This is a genomic window from Streptomyces antibioticus (assembly GCF_002019855.1).
GTDB lineage: Bacteria > Actinomycetota > Actinomycetes > Streptomycetales > Streptomycetaceae > Streptomyces > Streptomyces antibioticus_B.
This window is the reverse complement of sequence record NZ_CM007717.1, coordinates 2,330,183-2,348,875: the sequence shown is the minus strand read 5'-3', so window position 1 is coordinate 2,348,875 and position 18,693 is coordinate 2,330,183. Positions and strand designations below refer to the sequence as shown.

Annotated in this window: 13 protein-coding genes; 4 read left to right on the top strand and 9 right to left on the bottom strand. The window is 72.4% G+C overall.

Features of this window, described 5'->3' with window-relative positions:
* Positions 1-5: 5 nt before the first annotated feature.
* From AFM16_RS10475 to AFM16_RS10445, 7 genes are all read right to left on the bottom strand, one after another.
* On the bottom strand, positions 6-1,832 hold the full coding sequence (locus tag AFM16_RS10475; RefSeq protein ID WP_030791524.1) for a branched-chain amino acid ABC transporter permease: 1,827 nt from the start codon (positions 1,830-1,832) through the stop codon (positions 6-8).
* 5 nt (positions 1,833-1,837) lie between these two features.
* Complete coding sequence (locus AFM16_RS10470; protein ID WP_030791521.1) at positions 1,838-2,770, bottom strand: branched-chain amino acid ABC transporter permease; 933 nt, start codon at positions 2,768-2,770, stop codon at positions 1,838-1,840.
* Between the two features lie 107 nt (positions 2,771-2,877).
* Entirely contained in the window at positions 2,878-4,107 is a 1,230-nt protein-coding gene (locus AFM16_RS10465; protein ID WP_078633128.1) for a branched-chain amino acid ABC transporter substrate-binding protein, read from the bottom strand.
* 288 nt (positions 4,108-4,395) lie between these two features.
* Positions 4,396-5,007 (bottom strand): Tat pathway signal sequence domain protein, encoded by a 612-nt coding sequence (locus tag AFM16_RS10460; RefSeq protein WP_078633127.1) that lies wholly within the window; start codon positions 5,005-5,007, stop codon positions 4,396-4,398.
* Positions 5,004-5,444, bottom strand: coding sequence for a hypothetical protein (locus tag AFM16_RS39315; protein ID WP_256861270.1), 441 nt, complete (start codon positions 5,442-5,444; stop codon positions 5,004-5,006). The genes AFM16_RS10460 and AFM16_RS39315 overlap by 4 nt, the downstream gene beginning before the upstream one ends.
* Positions 5,445-5,503: 59 nt before the next feature.
* Positions 5,504-5,995: a PaaI family thioesterase gene (locus tag AFM16_RS10450; protein WP_078633125.1), complete on the bottom strand. Its 492-nt coding sequence runs from the start codon at positions 5,993-5,995 to the stop codon at positions 5,504-5,506.
* 50 nt (positions 5,996-6,045) lie between these two features.
* Complete coding sequence (locus AFM16_RS10445; protein ID WP_078633124.1) at positions 6,046-8,325, bottom strand: FdhF/YdeP family oxidoreductase; 2,280 nt, start codon at positions 8,323-8,325, stop codon at positions 6,046-6,048.
* 169 nt (positions 8,326-8,494) lie between these two features.
* Here AFM16_RS10445 and polA point away from each other — a divergent pair, with 169 nt between their 5' ends.
* Positions 8,495-11,221 carry a DNA polymerase I gene (polA, locus tag AFM16_RS10440; protein WP_030791503.1) on the top strand — a complete coding sequence of 909 codons (2,727 nt, stop codon included), beginning with the start codon at positions 8,495-8,497 and terminating at the stop codon, positions 11,219-11,221.
* A gap of 799 nt (positions 11,222-12,020) precedes the next feature.
* Here polA and AFM16_RS10435 read toward each other — a convergent pair.
* Positions 12,021-12,884 carry a DUF4184 family protein gene (locus AFM16_RS10435; RefSeq protein WP_078636900.1) on the bottom strand — a complete coding sequence of 288 codons (864 nt, stop codon included), beginning with the start codon at positions 12,882-12,884 and terminating at the stop codon, positions 12,021-12,023.
* 244 nt (positions 12,885-13,128) lie between these two features.
* Here AFM16_RS10435 and AFM16_RS10430 point away from each other — a divergent pair, with 244 nt between their 5' ends.
* The 3 genes from AFM16_RS10430 (at position 13,129) to pgfA (ending at position 16,173) form a co-directional block, all read left to right on the top strand.
* Positions 13,129-14,877 carry a lytic transglycosylase domain-containing protein gene (locus tag AFM16_RS10430; RefSeq protein ID WP_030791497.1) on the top strand — a complete coding sequence of 583 codons (1,749 nt, stop codon included), beginning with the start codon at positions 13,129-13,131 and terminating at the stop codon, positions 14,875-14,877.
* Between the two features lie 147 nt (positions 14,878-15,024).
* A complete protein-coding gene (locus AFM16_RS38480; RefSeq protein WP_107419060.1) occupies positions 15,025-15,159 on the top strand; it encodes an SPW_0924 family protein in 135 nt (44 codons plus the stop codon).
* 21 nt (positions 15,160-15,180) lie between these two features.
* Positions 15,181-16,173: a cell envelope lipid trafficking protein PgfA gene (gene pgfA, locus AFM16_RS10425; protein WP_078633123.1), complete on the top strand. Its 993-nt coding sequence runs from the start codon at positions 15,181-15,183 to the stop codon at positions 16,171-16,173.
* Here the strand turns inward: pgfA and hrpB are convergent.
* Complete coding sequence (hrpB, locus tag AFM16_RS10420; protein WP_078633122.1) at positions 16,163-18,688, bottom strand: ATP-dependent helicase HrpB; 2,526 nt, start codon at positions 18,686-18,688, stop codon at positions 16,163-16,165. The two genes, pgfA and hrpB, sit on opposite strands and share 11 nt — an antisense overlap.
* Between the last annotated feature and the right edge of the window lie 5 nt (positions 18,689-18,693).

Genomic DNA, 18,693 nt, shown 5'->3' with positions numbered 1-18,693 from the left:
CGTGGTCAGGCCCCTGCCTTGGTCAGGACGGTGGGAGCTTCCGCGTCCTCGTGGAACTCGAGCTGGCGGCGTCGGTTGGGGATGAGGCCCTCGGGGCGGAAGCGCATCAGCAGGATGAGGGCGAGGCCGAAGGCGAGGAGCTGGTAGTCGCCGAGGAACTGGAGCTTGTTGGGGATGAGGAAGAGCAGTGCGGCGCCGATGAGGGGTCCGCTGATGGTGCCCATGCCGCCGAGGACGACCGCCGCGAGGAGGAAGGCCGAGTTGGGGGGGATGGGTCCGGCGAAGAGGTACTGCTCGGGGGTCACGGTGTAGGTGACGTGGGCCTGGACGGTGCCGGCGAGGCCGGCGAGGGAGGCGCCGACGGCGAAGGCGATGAGCTTGACGCGGAAGCCGTTGATGCCCATGGCGAGGGCGGCGGTCTCGTCCTCGCGGATGGCGACCCAGGCGCGGCCGATGCGGGAGTCACCGCTGCGTCGGAAGACCAGGACGACGACGGCGGTGATGAGGAGCATCAGGAAGAAGTAGTTGGCGAACCGGCCGATGGTGAAGCCGGCGATGACGTGTTCGGCTCCGAAGTCGAACCCGAGGATGTTGAGGTTCGGGATGGAGGAGATGCCGTTGGAGCCGTTGGTGACGTCGGGTCCTGAGATGCCGTCGAGGTTGTTGGCGGTGATGCGGAAGATCTCGCCGAAGCCGAGGGTGACGATGGCGAGGTAGTCGCCGCGCAGTCGCAGGGTCGGGGCGCCGATGAGGACGCCGAAGACGAGGGACGCGGCGGCTCCGACGAGGACGGCGGCCCAGAAGGGGAAGTGCACGTCGAAGGGGGAGCTGGGGGAGCCGGAGACCATGGCGGCGGCGTAGGCGCCGACGCCGAGGAAGGCGACGTAGCCGAGGTCGAGGAGTCCGGCGAGGCCGACGACGATGTTGAGGCCGAGGGCGACGGTGCCGAAGATCAGGATGTAGACGCCGACGGTGGCGTACTGGTCGTCGGTCTGGGTGAAGGGGAACATCGCGGCGGCGACGAAGGCGCCGCAGATGGTGATGTTCTGGTGGCGTGCGGTGATCTGGCTGGCCTGCTTGACGAGGCCGGACTTGTTGAGTGCGGCGAAGCCGAAGCCGGCGGTGATCAGGAAGCCGATGAAGAGTTCGTCGTACTCGGTGCCGATGCCGTAGGTGAAGACGGTGAGGCCGATGCCGAGGATGGCGACGATGATCAGGATCTCGGCGTACGAGGGGAGCTTGCCGACGGGGCGGGGGGTGCCGCCGGCGAAGGCGGCCTTGGTGGTCTCGAAGCCGGCGCGGAGGCGGTGGCGGACGAGGTCCCAGCCGGTGTCGTCGGGGTCGTGCGGGTCGGGTTCGGGCCGCTCGAAGGGGAGGGCGAGGGCGCCGAGGAGGGTGACCAGGGTGGCGAGGGCGGCGATGTAGCCGCCGGGCTCGAGGTTGACGACGCCGCCGAGGTCGACGGTGATGGCGATGACCGTGTACCAGACGGTGGCGAAGGCCGCGAGCGCCGCGAACTTGATGGCTCCGTCGCCGCCGGCGGGGGTGAGCCAGCGCAGGCCCTTGACGCCGTAGGAGGAGAGGCCGAAGAGGGTGGTGAGGGCGCCGCCGATGAGGGCGAGGACCTGGAGGCCGCCGGGGTAGCCGTAGACGGTGAGGTCGCCGGGGAAGGCGGACGTCCAGGTCCAGGCGAGGAAGGTGGAGACGACGGTGAGGGCGCCGCCGCCGGTGGCGAGTGCGCGGCCGATGTGCGGCGGGATGGCGACGAGGCCGGTGGCCGACCCGGAGGCGGGGGTGCTCGGGGTCTCGGGTGCGGTGGTCTGTGTGGTCATCGGTGTCACGCCCTGTCCGCGACGCGCTCGCCGAGCAGACCCTGGGGCCTGAACAGCAGTACGAGGATGAGAAGTACGAAGGCCCAGACGTCGGCCCAGGACTGGCTGCCGAACTTGTCCATGCCGGGGATGTCGGCGATGTAGGCGGTGGCCAGGGTTTCGGCGATGCCGAGGACGACGCCGCCGATCATGGCGCCGTAGATGTTGCCGATGCCGCCGAGGACGGCCGCGGTGAACGCCTTGAGGCCGAGGATGAAGCCCATGCGGTAGTCGATCTGGCCGTACTTGAGGCCGTAGGCGACACCGCCGACGGCGGCGAAGATCGCGCCGAGGGCGAAGGCGATCACGATGATGCGGTCGGTGTTGACGCCCATGAGCTTGGCGGTGTCGGGGTCCTGCGCGGTGGCCTGCATGCCGCGGCCGGTGCGGGTCTTCATGACGAAGTAGGCGAGGACGGCCATGCTGATGGGGGCGGCGGCGAGGAGGAAGATGTCACCGGTCTGGATGGTGACGTTCCCGATGTGGAAGGGGCCGCCCTCGATCTGGGGGAAGGTGCGGGCGGACTTCGCCTCGGGGTACCAGGCCCAGACCGCCTGCTGGAGGGCCAGGGAGAGGCCGATGGCGGTGATGAGGGGGGCCAGGCGGGGTGCGCCGCGCAGGGGGCGGTAAGCGAACCGTTCCGCTCCGATGGCGACGAGGGCGGCGACCAGCATGGCGCCGATGAGCATGAGCGGAAGGGCTATCCACATGGTCGTGCCGTTGGGCACTACCCAGAGGTAGACGGAGAGAGCCCCGAATGCGCCCGTCATGAAGATCTCGCCGTGGGCGAAGTTGATGAGCTGGACGATGCCGTAGACCATTGTGTAGCCAATGGCGACCAGCCCGTACATGGATCCCAGTAGCAGGCCGTTGACCAGCTGCTGCGGCAGTTCGTTCACCGCATGTCCTCCGAGACGTTCGGATGATTTCGACGGATGTGTCCGGATGTGGGTCCGCGCGGGGCGCCAGTGGAACAGCGCCCCGCGCGGCTCGTGATGCGGGAGGGTCAGCCGGAGTACGTGCCGGACTTGACGGCCTTCCAGTTACCGTTCTCGACGGCGTACACGGTGAGCTGCTTGTTGGTGGCGTCACCGAACTCGTCGAAGGAGACCTTGCCGGTCACACCGTCGAAGGAGACGTTCTGCATGGCCTCGGTGACCTTGGCGCGGGCGTCGTCGGGCAGCTTGCCGCCGTTGTCGTCGACGACCTTCTTGACGGCCTCGATGATCGCCCAGGCGGAGTCGTACGAGTAGCCGCCGTACGCCTCGTAGGCCTCCTTGTAGCCGCCGTTCTTGTAGTTGGCGACGAACTCCTTGGCGGAGGCGAGCTCCTCGACCGGCGCGCCGACCGAGGTGGCCAGGTCACCGGCGGCGGTGGCGCCGGCCAGCTTGATGAAGTCGGCGCTGTAGATGCCGTCACCGCCGACCACGGGGATCTTGGCGCCAGCGGCCTTGATCTGCTTGCTGAGGGGGCCGGCCTGCGGGTACTCGCCGCCGTAGTAGACGACGTCGGCGCCGGAGTTCTTGACCTTCGTGGCGATGGCCGAGAAGTCCTTGCTGTCCGGGTTGATGTGCTCGGTGCCCGCGACGGTGCCGCCGAGCTTCTTGAACTCCTCGGTGAAGGTGCCGGCGAGGCCCGCGCCGTAGGTCTTCTTGTCGTCGATGACGAAGACCTTCTTCTTCTTGGCGTCGTTGACCAGGTACTGCGCGGCGAACGGGCCCTGGATGGCGTCCGTGGTCGCGGTACGGAAGTACGACTTGTAGACGCGCTTCTTCGAGGTCGCCCAGTCGGTGCCCTGGGTGAGCGCCGGGTTGGTGTTGGCCGGGGAGACCTCGACCAGCTTGGCGTCGTCGAAGACCTTCTGCATCGACTCGGCGACGGAGGAGTTCAGCGGGCCGACCACGCCGAGGACGGACTTGTTGGCGACGAGCTTGGTGGCGTTCTGCTGGCCCGAGGACGGCTGGGCCTGGTCGTCGAGCGCCTCGATCTTGAAGGTGACGCCGTCGACGTACTTCTGCTTGTTGGCCGTCTTGGCGGCGAGGTCGACGGAGTTCTTGATGCCGAGGCCCAGCGCGGACAGGTCGCCGGTGAGCGGGGCGTCCACGCCGATGGTGACGACGGTGCCGCCGCTGTCGGAGCCCTTGTCGCCGCCGCTGTCGCGCGAACCGCAGGCGGTGAGGGTGAGAGCTCCGGCGGACAGCGCGGCGGTGATGGCGATGAGAGAACGTTGACGCACGTTCCAGTCCTTTCCCTGGGCGGCCCTCCCCCCTGGAAGAGCCCGAGTCGAGCGCTGTGGCCGAAGAGGTATTTCAGCCGTGCGGTGACTGGGCGTGACTCTAAGCGGGTGAAGGGAAGACGGAGGAGGGTCTGACCAAGGCTGTGACGCTCTTGTTATGACACGAGGTAATGCAGAGCGGTACTTGGCGGGTGGAACAGCGAATTTCAGGCCGATTCGCCCTGTCCACATAGTGAGAACGCCCAGGACGCCCACCGGGGAGTTCAGGTGTCTCGGTGGTTTTGGTGATTACGCGGAATCGTTGCTACAGGCGACTTGTAGGGCCTGGGAGAGGTCCTGCGCATAGCGTCGGCCCAGGATGAAACTGTGAACCTGTATTGCGCGCGCATTACGTAGAGTTACGTCCAGGAAAGGCAGTCCGGCGTTCTCCGGCACATTTCCGCATTCCGTGACGTGCAGTGTGATCACGATCGTGCGGGCGGAACCGGACTCCGTCCGGAACGGCGTCCGCGGCGCCGAGGTGAGCGAAAGCGCGGCATAGGGCTGGGAAACCCGGGTGACGGTGACCGGGGGTCCGGATTCCACGCCGATCAGCACGTCGAAAGCGAACGTCCGGGGCCGGGTCCCGGGCGGCACGGAATGCCCGCCGAGATAGGTGACGTCCACGACCTGCGAGGGGAACGGCGGTACGGGCGCCGCCTGTTGGGGAGCGTGCGGCCGGGTCGCGTAGAGACAGCCGCCCGCGAGGACGACGGCCGCGGCCGCGCCGGCGAGGAGGGGACGGCGGTGGGCGCCGTAGAAGCGGGCGAGACGTGAAGTGCGCTCGGGTGCCGGGTCGTTGTGGGTGTCCCGCGCGCGGGTGGTGCCTTCCCCGGGCTCGACCGGGCCGATACCGCTCACCGCCAGGCCCCCGCGCCGGGGCCGCCCGAGCGGTACCACGCGGCACAGCCCGTGCGGGCCTCGCGGCGGATCAACTCGTCGGCCGCGTCGGCTTCTCGGCGCTTGTGCTCCACCCGCGCCTCGTCCACGACCGAGCGCAGGATCTCGTACTGCCCGTTGGACAGCCCCATCGACTGGTAGTCGCCGTACGTGCCGCTGCCGAGGATCTCGCGCGCCCAGTGGACGACCAGGCGGGTGCACAGCGCCTCCGGTGGGGTGGGGGAGGGGGAGTTCTGGGCGGAGGGGGAGGATGAGGACGAGGAGGGGGAGGCGGGGGCGGGGGCGGCGCAGCCGGACAGCAGTCCTGCCGCCAGGACGGCCGCCACGGACGCCGCCGCGGCCGTCCGGCCCGCTCCGTCACGCGCTGTCCCCGCCCGCCCGGCCCCTCCCGTGGTCATGCTCCGACGCTAGGCCGCCGGGCGGTGCGGAGCAACGGCCCCGCCGGGGTCTTCGCGGTTCAGCCGGCCGTGCCGCCCGCCGGGGCCGCGTCGTCCGCCTTCAGGTCCCGCAGCAGACAGGTCAGCCGGGCGGTGCACACCCGGCGGTCCTGCTCGTCGCTGATCACGATCTCGTACGTCGCCGTGGTCCGCCCCCGGTGCACGGGCGTGGCGACCCCGGTGACCAGGCCGGAGCGGATGCCCCGGTGGTGGGTGCAGTTGAGGTCGACACCGACGGCGATCTTGGAGGTGCCGCCGTGCAGCATCGCGCCGACCGAGCCGAGGGTCTCGGCGAGCACCGCGGACGCGCCGCCGTGCAGCAGGCCGTAGGGCTGGGTGTTGCCCTCGACCGGCATGGTGCCGACCACCCGGTCCGCGGCGGCCTCGACGATCTGTACGCCCATCCGGTTGCCGAGGTGGCCCGCGGAGAACAGGGCCACCAGGTCGACACCGAGGGCGGTGTACTCGTCGAGGACCTCCTGCGGGAACTTCACGTGCTGCTGCTCGCCCATGGGGCCCGGCTCCGTTCGTCGATCATGTCCTGCCGTCACTGAGCAAACGCTCAGTCGGTGGCCGATTGTTCCAGACGGACCACGACGGACTTGCTGGCCGGGGTGTTGCTGGTGTCCGCCGTGGCGTCCAGCGGCACCAGCACATTGGTCTCCGGGTAGTACGCGGCCGCGCAGCCCCGCGCGGTCGGGTACACCACGACGCGGAAGCCGGGCGCCCGCCGCTCCACGCCGTCCCGCCACTCGCCGACCAGATCGACGTACGCGCCGTCGGCGAACCCGAGCGCGCGGGCGTCCTCGGCGTTCACCAGGACGACCCGCCGTCCGTTCCTGATCCCCCGGTAGCGGTCGTCGAGGCCGTAGACGGTGGTGTTGTACTGGTCGTGCGAGCGCAGCGTCTGGAGCAGCAGACGGCCCTCGGGCAGTTCCGGGTACTCGACGGGCGCGGCGGTGAAGTTGGCCTTGCCGGTGGCCGTGGGGAAGCGGCGTTCGTCGCGCGGGGCGTGCGGGAGCGTGAAGCCGCTGGGGCGGGCCACGCGCGTGTTGAAGTCCTCGAAGCCCGGGATCACGCGCGCGATGCGGTCACGGATCGTCGCGTAGTCCTTCTCGAACTCCTCCCACGGCGTCCTGCTGTGCTCGCCCAGGACCCGGCGGGCCAGCCGGCAGACGATGGCGGGCTCGGACAGCAGATGCGGGCTCGCGGGCGCCAGCCGGCCGCGCGAGGCGTGCACCATGCCCATCGAGTCCTCGACCGTCACGAACTGCTCGCCGCCGCCCTGCACATCACGCTCGGTGCGGCCCAGGGTGGGCAGGATCAGGGCCCGCGCGCCCGTGACGACGTGCGAGCGGTTGAGCTTGGTCGACACGTGCACGGTCAGCCGGGCGCGCCGCATGGCCGCCTCGGTGACGTCGGTGTCGGGGGAGGCCGACACGAAGTTGCCGCCCATGGCGAAGAACAGCTTGGCCTCGCCGTCGCGCAGCGCGCGGATGGCGCGGACCACGTCGAAGCCGTGCTCGCGCGGGGGCGCGAAGCCGAACTCCTTCTCCAGGGCGTCCAGGAAGGCCGGCGCGGGGCGCTCGAAGATGCCCATGGTGCGGTCGCCCTGCACGTTCGAGTGGCCGCGCACCGGGCACACGCCGGCGCCCGGGCGGCCGATGTTGCCGCGCAGCAGAAGGAAGTTGACGACCTCGCGGATGGTCGGCACGGAGTGCTTGTGCTGGGTCAGGCCCATCGCCCAGCACACGATGGTGCGTTCGGAGGCGAGCACCATGTCCAGGGCGCGCTCGATCTCCGCGCGCGTGAGGCCGGTCGCGGCGAGCGTCTCGTCCCAGTCGGCGGCCAGGGCGGCCGCGGCGAACTCCTCGTAGCCGTGGGTGTGCGCGTCGACGAACTCCCGGTCGACCGCGCCCTCGGTCTGGAGGATCAGCTTGTTCAGCAGCCGGAAGAGCGCCTGGTCGCCGCCGATGCGGATCTGGAGGAACAGATCGGTGAGCGCGGCGCCCGTCGTGAGGCCCTTGGGGGTCTGCGGGTTCTTGAACCGCTCCAGGCCCGCCTCGGGCAGCGGGTTGACGCTGATGATCCGGGCGCCGCCCGCCTTGGCGCGCTCCAGGGCGGAGAGCATGCGCGGGTGGTTGGTGCCCGGGTTCTGCCCGGCGACGATGATCAGGTCGGCCTGGTGCAGGTCGTCCAGCAGGACGCTGCCCTTGCCGATGCCGATGGTCTCCGACAGGGCCGAGCCCGACGACTCGTGGCACATGTTGGAGCAGTCCGGCAGGTTGTTCGTGCCCAGCTCGCGCGCGAAGAGCTGGTACAGGAACGCCGCCTCGTTGCTGGTGCGGCCCGAGGTGTAGAAGACGGCCTCGTCGGGCGAGGCGAGGGCGGCCGTCTCCTCGGCGACGATGTCGAAGGCGCGCTCCCAGGTGACGGGCTCGTAGTGGGTGCCGCCCTCGGGGAGGTACATGGGGTGGGTGAGCCGGCCCTGCTGGCCCAGCCAGTAGCCGCTGCGGCCCGCGAGGTCGGCGACCGGGTGGGCGGCGAAGAACTCCGGGGTGACCCGGCGCAGGGTCGCCTCCTCGGCCACGGCCTTCGCGCCGTTCTCGCAGAACTCCGCCGCGTGCCGGTGCTCCGGCTCGGGCCAGGCGCAGCCGGGGCAGTCGAAGCCGTCCTTCTGGTTCACCCGCAGCAGGGTCAGCGCGGTGCGCTTCACCCCCATCTGCTGCTGGGCGATCCGCAGGGTGTGTCCGATGGCGGTCAGTCCCGCCGCCGCGTGCTGCGGCTCGGTGACCTGTGGAGCGTCCTGGACCGGATCGGCCTTGGGCGGCTTCGTTGCCATCGCGCGCTCTCCTTCGACCAGCCGTCGCCGCGCCCACGCAAGCGCTCGCGTCCGTGTTCTGTCTGCCTCTGCCCGTCTGCGTCTTCGATCCTCGCACGGGTCACGGACATCGCCTCCGTCCGGTGGTCGGCGGGGCCGACTGTCAGTGGGGCGTGGCAGGATCGGGGGCGTGGCAGAGACAGCAGCGAAGAAGACCGACACCCCCACCGGCGGCAGCCGCCCACGCCTGATGCTCATGGACGGGCACTCGCTGGCCTACCGCGCGTTCTTCGCGCTGCCCGCGGAGAACTTCACCACCGCGACGGGCCAGCCGACGAACGCGATCTACGGCTTCGCGTCGATGCTCGCCAACACCTTGCGTGACGAGGCGCCCACGCACTTCGCGGTGGCCTTCGACGTCTCCCGCAAGACCTGGCGCTCGGAGGAGTTCACCGAGTACAAGGCGAACCGCTCCAAGACCCCCGACGAGTTCAAGGGCCAGGTCGAGCTGATTGGCGAGCTGCTCGACGCGATGCACGTCTCGCGGTTCGCGGTCGACGGCTTCGAGGCCGACGACGTCATCGCCACGCTCGCCACCCAGGCCGAGGCCGAGGGCTTCGAGGTGCTGATCGTCACCGGCGACCGCGACTCGTTCCAGCTCGTGTCCGAGCACACCACCGTGCTCTATCCGACGAAGGGCGTCTCGGAGCTGACCCGGTTCACCCCGGAGAAGGTCTTCGAGAAGTACGGGTTGACGCCTGCCCAGTACCCCGACTTCGCGGCGCTGCGCGGCGACCCGTCCGACAACCTCCCGGGCATTCCGGGCGTCGGTGAGAAGACGGCCGCGAAGTGGATCAACCAGTTCGGTTCGTTCGCGGAGCTGGTCGAGCGCGTCGAGGAGGTCAAGGGCAAGGCCGGCCAGAATCTCCGCGACCACCTGGAGGCCGTCAAGCTCAACCGCCGCCTCACCGAGATGGTCCGCACGGTCGAGCTGCCCAAGGCCGTCCCCGACCTGGAGCGCGCCCCGTACGACCGCACGGCCGTCGCGATGGTCCTGGACACCCTGGAGATCAGGAACCCCTCGCTGCGCGAGCGGCTCCTCGCCGTCGACCCCGGCGCCGAGGAGGCCGAGGCGGCCCCGCCCGTCACCGGCGGTGTCGCGGTGGACGGCACGGTCCTGGGCACCGGCGAGCTGACCGCGTGGCTCACCGAGCACGGCACCGGCACGCTCGGCGTGACCACGGTCGACACCTGGGCGCTGGGCAGCGGCTCGGTCGCCGAGGTCGCGCTCGCCGCCGCGGACGGCGCGGCCGCCTGGTTCGACCCCGCCGAGCTGGACGAGTCCGACGAGAACACCTGGGCGGCGTGGCTGGCCGCCGAGGACCGCCCCAAGGTGCTGCACGACGCCAAGGGCGCCATGCGCGTGTTCGCCGAGCACGGCTGGTCCGTCGCCGGTGTCGCCATGGACACCGCGCTCGCGGCCTACCTGGTCAAGCCGGGCCGCCGCTCCTTCGACCTGGACGCGCTGTCCCTGGAGTATCTGCACCGTGAGCTGGCCCCCGCCGCCACGGCCGACGGCCAGCTCGCCTTCGGCGCGGACGACGGCGCCGAGGCCGACGCCCTGATGGTGCAGGCCCGCGCGATCCTCGACCTCGGCGAGGCGTTCCGGGAGCGGCTGGAGGAGGTCGGCGCCACGGACCTGCTGCGGGACGTGGAGCTGCCCACCTCCGCACTCCTGGCCCGCATGGAGCGGCACGGCATCGCGGCCGACCGCGCCCATCTGGAGGCCATGGAGCAGATGTTCGCCGGTGCGGTCCAGCAGGCCGTGAAGGAGGCGCACGCGGCGGCCGGGCACGAGTTCAACCTGGGCTCGCCCAAGCAGCTCCAGGAGGTCCTTTTCGGTGAGCTGGGGCTGCCGAAGACCAAGAAGACGAAGACCGGCTACACCACCGACGCCGACGCGCTCGCCTGGCTGGCCGGCCAGACGGACAACGAACTGCCGGTGATCATGCTCCGGCACCGGGAGCAGGCCAAGCTCCGCGTCACCGTCGAGGGCCTGATCAAGACGATCGCCGCCGACGGCCGGATCCACACCACCTTCAACCAGACGGTCGCCGCGACCGGCCGGCTGTCGTCCACGGACCCCAACCTCCAGAACATCCCGGTCCGCACCGACGAGGGCCGGGCGATCCGCCGCGGCTTCGTCGTCGGCGAGGGCTTCGAGTCCCTGCTGACCGCCGACTACAGCCAGATCGAACTGCGTGTGATGGCGCACCTCTCCGAGGACGAGGGCCTGATCCGGGCGTTCACCTCCGGCGAGGACCTGCACACCACGGCCGCCGCGCAGGTCTTCGGCGTCGAACCGGCCGCCGTGGACGCCGAGATGCGCCGCAAGATCAAGGCCATGTCCTACGGCCTGGCGTACGGTCTGTCCGCGTTCGGTCTGTCCCAGCAGCTCAACATCGACGCGGGCGAGGCGCGCGCCTTGATGGACGCCTACTTCGAGCGCTTCGGCGGCGTCCGCGACTATCTGCGGCGCGCGGTGGACGAGGCGCGGGCGACGGGCTACACGGCGACGCTCTTCGGCCGCCGCCGCTACCTCCCCGACCTCAACAGCGACAACCGCCAGCGCCGCGAGGCCGCCGAGCGCATGGCCCTCAACGCACCGATCCAGGGCACGGCGGCGGACATCGTCAAGATCGCCATGCTCAAGGTGGACAGCGCGCTGCGCGCCGCCGACCTGCGCTCCCGGATGCTGCTCCAGGTGCACGACGAAATCGTGCTGGAGATCGCCCCCGGCGAGCGCGAGACGGTGGAGGAACTCCTCCGCCGCGAAATGTCCGACGCGGTCCACCTGAGGGCCCCACTGGACGTCTCGGTGGGCGCGGGCCCGGACTGGGAATCGGCAGCGCACTAGCCTCCGGCGGTTAGGCGGCAGAGTACGGGGGCCTTCCCGGCCCCCGGCCCCGGTCGGGCCCCGGCTCCGTCCGCCCTCGGCTCCGGTCGGGCCCCGGCCCCGGGCGGCCCCTGGCCCCGTTCGGGCCCCGGCCCGACCCCCGGCCTCGGGCCCGGAGCGGCTCCCGGGCCTCTGGTCCGGATCGGGGCTCCGGCCCCGGGCCTCGGGCCGCGGTGGCTTCGGGCCTCAGGTGGGGCTTCGGCCCCCGGCCTGGGGCGATCGGGTCGTTGCCCCCGGCCTCGGGTTCGGGTGGGGTCCCGGCCCCAGCGCCGGCTCGGGCCCCGGACCGGGGCGATCCGGTCTCCGCCGCCCCCGTCTCACTCGCGTGGCCCCGCTGATCCGTCGTTCGGGGGGCGGGGCCGGGAGGATGCCCGCATGGGTATACGCATGCTTCACCGCCGGACGGCACACGCACGCGTTCACGCCACGGCGGTCACCGATTCGTATCTCGACGCGGACTCGGCTCCGGTGTGGCGTCCGCTGTCCGCTCTCGCGCCCGGCGCTGCCACGCCCCGTGTCCCCAGGACGCCCGGTACGGTCCTGTGCGGCGCCTTGGTGCGGCTCCGGGACCGGGGGGTCGGCCTTCTCGCACCCGTCGGACGCCTGGGACGTCTCGTCCGTCGCGTCTCCCGGCTCGGGTTCGAGACGGCTCGGGGCCGCGCGGACCTCGCTCTCGGCGTGCTCCGCCGGGGCCGGCGGCGCCGTCGGACACGCCGGATCCGTGTCTTCGTCGTACCGATGCCTCTGCCGGTGCCGCCCGTTACGGACCGCCCCGCTCACCGGCCGTGACCTCCACCGGCCGCCCGGCGGCGACGCCGGTCCGGGCGGCCGGACGCCACAGCCGCACACCGACGGCGTACAGCAGCACGCCCAGCAGCAGTCCCGCGCCCGCCCCGAAGCACACCGTCGGGATCACCTCCCACGGCTTGGCCTCCCGCTGCCCCCAGTACTCCCACCAGCGCGTCACCCGCCGCACCGCCCCGACCAGCGCACAGCCGCCGATGACGGCCGCGGCCCACCACCGGTCCCGTACCGACAGCGCGGGGACCCCGTCCGGCGGCCCGTCCGGCGTGCCGCGCACCGCGCGCGTGAGGAACACGGCGATCACGACCGCCGCCACCGCCGAACCGCCGTACTGGAGGTACCAGTACAGCGGCGAGCCCGCGATCGTCTCGCCGAGGACCGGGAACAGCCGCATGCCCCAGCGGTCGAGGTGGGTGAAGGCGTCCCACACCACATGCGTCAGCGCGCCGAGCACGGCGGAGACGTACCACCACAGGGCCGTCGAAGGCCGCACCCGCGCGCGGGGCCGCCCGCAGCCGGTCAGCGCGGCCGTCCTGCCCTGGCGGGCGCGCGGCAGCAGCGCCACCAAGGGCTCCCGCACCAGCAGCCAGAGCCCCACCAGAGCCACGGCGAGGAGCACGTCGACGGTGAACACACCCGCGAAGGAGTGCGTGACGTCACCGAACCGCATCGCGTCGTCCAGGACGCTCGCCGCGTAGTAGGTCAGATCGGGCGCGAAGCTGCCCGCCACGAGAACGGCCGGCACCAGCCGGCCGCGGCCGGTCCCGTCGGTGCGCACGGCGGGCAGCACGGCCGCCGCATGACTGAGGGTGAACGGCACCACGGCTCCCGGGGCGAGGGTCGGCGGACCGGTCGGTCCCTTGATCACGACGCGGCGCGGGCGTGGGGCGGTTCCGTGAAATCGGAACCCGAACGGGTGCCGGGGCAAAAGAAGTTGCCGTAGGGTCGCCTGGGTTGCCGTGCGACACGCCGCCGGACGCAACCCACGAGGCGGGCTGATCGTCACAACAGCAGAAAGCTACAGCGGCAGGGGCGCCGGGCGTCCCACGGGAGGGGTTCACTTCATGTCGTCGGCGTATTTCGGCAGCAGGCTGCGCAAGGGGGCGGTCAACACCACCGTGGCAGCCCTGGCCGTCGCGGCACTCGCCGCGTCCCAGGCACCGGACGTCACGGCCGACAGCGCGGGCAGACAGACCACCACCGACGCCCCGGCCGCCGACCCCGCCACCGGCGACGGCGCGACCGGCAACTCGCCGTACTACACGGACCTGCCGCCCCTCAACAGCCCGAACCCCGCCCCGAGCGCGAGCACCGGCACCACGCCGGCCGGCACCGGCAGCGCCGAGGCCGGCATCCCCGCGACCGTCCTCGACGCCTACAAGAAGGCCGAGGCGAAGCTGGCGCAGTCCAAGCCCGGCTGCAACCTGCCCTGGCAACTCCTCGCCGCCATCGGCAAGGTGGAGTCCGGCCAGGCCCGCGGCGGCCGCGTCTCCGCCGACGGCACCACCTTCGCCCCGATCCTCGGCCCGGTCCTCAACGGCGTCGGCTTCGCGAACATCAGCGACACCGACAACGGCGCCTACGACGGCGACAGCACCTACGACCGCGCCGTCGGCCCCATGCAGTTCATCCCCTCCACCTGGGAGTGGGCGGGCCGCGACGGCAACGCCGACGGCCGCAAGGACCCCAACAACATCTACGACGCCGCGCTTGCCGCCGGCCACTACCTGTGCCGCTACAGCTGGGACATGTCCACCTCGTCCGGGCTGCGCAGCGCCATCCTCAGCTACAACAACTCGACGGACTACTACAACACCGTCATCTCGTGGCTGGAGTACTACCGCAAGGGCAGCCACGAGATCCCGGACGGCACCGGTTCCGTGCCGTCCAACCGCAGCGACGACGACGGCGGCACCACACCCCGCACCCCGGCCACCCCGGCGGCCCCGCACAAGCCCGGCACACCCGGCAAGCCGAACAAGCCGAACAAGCCCGGCACGCCGGCCGAGCCGAGCACCCCGCCGGTCACCCCGAAGCCGCCCGCGACGCCCACCGACACCGTCCACCACCTGGAGGACGCGGGCACGGCCACGCTCACCGCCATGGCGGGCGACGCGTTCACCACCCGGATCGGCACCCGCACCGAGACAGCGGCCGGGAAGGCCGTCGCCAAGGTCAGGGTCCGCTTCACCATCACCGGCGACACCGACGCCACCTTCGCCGGCGGCGAGAGCGTCGCCACCGTCGTCACCGACAGCAAGGGCGTCGCGTCCGCGCCCGCGCTCAAGGCAGGCGAGAAGACCGGCACCTTCACCGTCCGCGCCACCGTCGTGGGCCGCACGGTCACCGCCCTCACCTACCGGGCCACCGTCACCGAGCGCGCCGCCGACACCCTCACCCGCGCCGCCACCACGGACCTGACCTGCGAGGCGGGCGGCGAGTTCGCCGAAGAGATCGAGCTGAAGGCCACCTACCGGGGCGCCGCCGCGGACAAGGTCGCCGCCACCGCCACCCTGATCACCTCGGCCGACGAGCCCACCACCAACGACAAGGGCCCGTACTTCAAGGACGCCGACGGCAACCCGGTCCGCACCTGGACGCTCACCACCGACGCCGACGGCCTGCTGAAGCTGCCCAAGCTCTACGCGGACGACACCGCCGGCACCTACCTGCTGCGCATCACCACCGCAGGTGGCGCCACCCTCACGCTCGACCTCACCGTCACCGCCCCGGAGCCCACGACACCGACCCCGGACCCGGGCGAGTCGCAGGACCCCTCGCCGACTCCGAGCCCCGAGCCCAGCGCCTCGTAAGGCCGACCCCGTACGCCACGACGGCGCCCCTCCGCCGGGAGGGGCGCCGTCGTGCCGTCCGGCCTGTTCTCATCTCACCCGCCCGTTGCTACGGTGCCGCACCTGACGCCCTGTCAGGTGACGTTCCGTCGGCCCCGGGAGGTCCGTATGCGCGCCCTGATCGCCGCCGCCACCGGGCTCGCCGCCGCGCTCGCGCTCGTCCTCGCCCTCACCGCGCTCGGCACCCCCACCGGGAAGACCTCCCCGAAACCGCTGCTGACGACGGTGCCCGCACACCCGTAACCGCCCGGGAGGGAGGCCGAGATGCGCCGCAAGGCCGGCCTGGTCCTGCTCGCCCTCGCCGTGTTCTGCACGGCCCTGTCCCCACTGCTGCGCTGGTACGCCTTCCCGCGCCTGGCCAAGGTCCCGGCGAACGAGTACCAGACCATGGTCCTGGAGGCGAAGGACGCCACCCTCCTCGACTACGGCACCATGACCGCCCGCACCGTCCCCCGCATCACGATCGTGCAGACCCTCAAGGGGAACGTGGAGGCGTCCGAGCGCATCGAACGGACCGCGGGCCGCGACGTCGTCGTCTGGGACGGCCTCTCCCACGTCCTGGGCCCCGACGGCGCCATGGTCTCCAGCGTCCCCGAGCGCTACATCTTCGACGCCCACACCCAGGAACCCGTCCACGCCACCGGCGAGGCGGTCGACGGCGACCCCGTCCGCCGCGAGGGCATCGAGTTCAAATGGCCCTTCCTGACCGAGAAACGGGACTACCAGTACTTCGACGCCCAGGCCCGCAGCACCGCCCCCATCCACTACAAGGGCACCCGGGACTTCCGCGGCGTCCCCGTCTACTACTTCGAGCAGACCGTCCCCTGGACCAAGGTCCCCATGCCCCGCACCCTGCCCGTCCAGGGCATCACCCGCGAGACCGTCGCCGAGACCGGCACCACCCGCTGGTACACCACCGTCCGCAGATTCTGGGTCGAACCCCTCACCGGCGCCCCCGTCTACGGCGAGGAGATCCACCGCGAGGAACTGCGCGGCGGCACCCTCCTCGGCGACCGTGACAAGGTCACCGCGTTCGCCGGGCACGTGAAGATGCGCGAGGACTACATCGAGCACACCGTCGCCCTCGTCAAGCACAACCGCACCCTGGTCCTGCTGCTGACCTCCTACCTCCCGTGGGGCTTCCTCACCCTGGGCGGCCTGCTCCTCGCCCTCGCCCTCCGGCTGGAGGCGCGCGGCAGACGCCCGGCCGGTCCCGCGCCGGACACCGCCCGGCCCGCCGAGCCGGTCAGCGCCTGAGCGCGGCGTTGGTGCGCCGGGTCGGCTCCGCCGTCACCGGGTCCTCGGGCCACGGATGCTTCGGATAGCGGCCGCGCAGCTCCGCCCGCACGCCCTTGTAGCCGTCCCGCCAGAAGGAGGCCAGATCGGCCGTGACGGCGGCCGGACGCCCCGCGGGCGACAGCAGATGCACCAGCACCGGCACCCCGGCGAGCCGCGGCGACTCCCGCGAGCCGAACATCTCCTGGAGCTTCACCGCGAGCACCGGCCGTTCCGGATCGCCGTAGTCGACCCGGATCGCGGACCCGCTCGGCACGGTGATCCGCTCCGGGGCCAGCTCCTCCAGCCGGGCCGCGTCCCCCGAGGCCCACGGCAGCAGCCTGCCGAGCGCCTCCCCGGCGTCGAGACGGGCCAGGTCCGCCCGCCGCCGGGCCCGGCTCAGCTCCGGTTCCAGCCATTCGTCCACGCGCGCGTGCAGAGCGTCGTCCGAGACGTCCGGCCAGGGCTCGCCCAGGTGCAGCCGCAGGAACGCCAGCCGCTGCCGCAGCACCAGGGCACCGGCGGACCAGCGCAGCAGCCCGAACCCCTCCCGGCGCAGCCCGGTCAGCAGTGCCTCCCTGACCAGGGCCGGGTCGGGGTCCCGCAGCGGCCGCGCGGCCAGCTCGATCGCCCCCAGCCGTTCCACGCGGCGCGCCACGACGTCCCCGTCGGCCCAGTGGACCTCCTCGCGCGCGTCCAGGAGCGGGCCCGCCGCGCGCCGGGCGAGGTCCTCGTCGACGACGGCCCCGAGCCGCACACGCGCGTGGCCCCGGCCCACGGGACGGTCCGCCACGGCGACCGCGATCCACGGGGCGCCCCGCAAGGGCGAGGTCTCCGGCAGGTCGGCGCGGGTGCCGGAGGCCATGAGATACGAGCCGCCGTCGAGCCTGGCCACCCGCTCGGGGAAGGCGAGGGCGGCGACCAGCCCGGCCACCCGGTCGTCACCGCCGGGCCCTTCGGAAAGGGCTTTCCCCGCCACCTCCCCGGAGACTTCTCCGGAGACCTCCCCGGCGACGGCGGCGCTTTTCAGCCGCCGCACCTCACGCCGCCAGCGCTGCGCGTACGCGTCACCGCCGTGCCGGGCCGTCCGCAGCGCGGCCGCGAGATCGTCCCCGTACGCGCGCGGCGCCTCCTCGGACAGCAGGGCCACCACCTCGGCCGCCGGACCCGGCGCGTCCAGCAGCGCCCGCCCCAGCCGGGGATGCAGCCCCAGCCGCGCGAGCCGCCGCCCCCGCTCCGTGGCCCGGCCCGCGGCGTCCACCGCCCCCACCGCCGTCAACGCCGCCCGCGCCGCCGCCATCGCCCCGGCCGGCGGCGGATCGAGGAGCGCCAGCCCGGAGGCGTCCGGATCGCCCCAGCAGGCCGCCTGAAGGGCGAACGCCGTCAGATCGGCCACCTTGATCTCGGGGGAGGGGAACGACGGCAGCCGGCCGTCCTCCGCCTCCGCCCAGCACCGGTACACCGCGCCCGGCCCCTCGCGCCCCGCCCGTCCGGCCCGCTGCCGCCCCGCCGCCCGCGACGCCCGCACGGTCGTCAGCGCGCTCAGCCCGCGCGCGTGATCCACCCGCGGCTCCCGCGCGAGACCCGAGTCCACCACCACCCGCACCCCCGGCACCGTCAGCGACGACTCCGCGACCGACGTCGCCAGCACCACCCGGCGCGCCTCACCGGGCGCCAGCACCGCGTCCTGCACGGCGGCCGGCGCCCGCCCGTGCACCTGGAGCACCTCCACCCCGCCCAGGCCGCCCAGGAGCGCCGCGACCCGCGCGATCTCCCCGACCCCCGGCAGGAAACACAGCACGTCCCCCGACCGCTCGGCCAGCGCCCGCCGCACCACCGACGCCACGTGCGCCAGCAGCTCCGGATCCACGCGCGTGCCGTGCGGGGGCCGTACCGGCCGGACCGGCGGGGCCCACACCACCTCCACCTCGAACGACGTCCCGTGCGCGCGCACCACCGGCGCCCCGCCCAGCAGCCGCGCCCAGCCCTCGGTGTCGGTCGTCGCGGACGCTGCCACCAGCCGCAGCTCGGGGCGGAGCGCCTCCCGCACGTCCCACAGGAAGGCCGCCGACGTGTCCGCGTCCAGATGCCGCTCGTGGCACTCGTCGAGGATCACCGCGTCGACCCCCGCCAGCTCCTGGTCGCGCTGGAGCCGCTGGAGCAGCACACCCGTCGTCACGACCTCCACACGCGTGCGCCGCCCGACGACCCGCTCCCCGCGCACCGTGAAACCGACGCTGTCACCCGGGCGCTCGCCCAGCAGCCACGCCATCCGGCGGGCCGCAGCGCGGGCCGCGATCCGCCGCGGCTCGGCCACCACCACCCGCCGCGCGGGCCCCTCGCCCAGCAGCCCGGCCAGGGCCAGCGGCACCAGCGTGGTCTTGCCGGTGCCCGGCGGCGCGGCGAGCACGGCCGCGCCGTGTCCGTCCAGGGCGTCGTCCAGCGCGGGCAGGGCGACCCGTACGGGCAGCGCGCCCAGGGCGTCGTCACGGAGCATCACGC

Bases quoted from the DNA above. Each gene is read 5' to 3' on its own strand.
- AFM16_RS10475 (WP_030791524.1), bottom strand. From the start codon at position 1,832: ATGACCACACAGACCACCGCACCCGAGACCCCGAGCACCCCCGCCTCC.
- AFM16_RS39315 (WP_256861270.1), bottom strand. From the start codon at position 5,444: ATGACCACGGGAGGGGCCGGGCGGGCGGGGACAGCGCGTGACGGAGCG.
- AFM16_RS10450 (WP_078633125.1), bottom strand. From the start codon at position 5,995: ATGGGCGAGCAGCAGCACGTGAAGTTCCCGCAGGAGGTCCTCGACGAG.
- AFM16_RS10445 (WP_078633124.1), bottom strand. From the start codon at position 8,325: ATGGCAACGAAGCCGCCCAAGGCCGATCCGGTCCAGGACGCTCCACAG.
- AFM16_RS10430 (WP_030791497.1), top strand. From the start codon at position 13,129: ATGTCGTCGGCGTATTTCGGCAGCAGGCTGCGCAAGGGGGCGGTCAAC.
- AFM16_RS38480 (WP_107419060.1), top strand. From the start codon at position 15,025: ATGCGCGCCCTGATCGCCGCCGCCACCGGGCTCGCCGCCGCGCTCGCG.
- pgfA (WP_078633123.1), top strand. From the start codon at position 15,181: ATGCGCCGCAAGGCCGGCCTGGTCCTGCTCGCCCTCGCCGTGTTCTGC.
- hrpB (WP_078633122.1), bottom strand. From the start codon at position 18,688: ATGCTCCGTGACGACGCCCTGGGCGCGCTGCCCGTACGGGTCGCCCTG.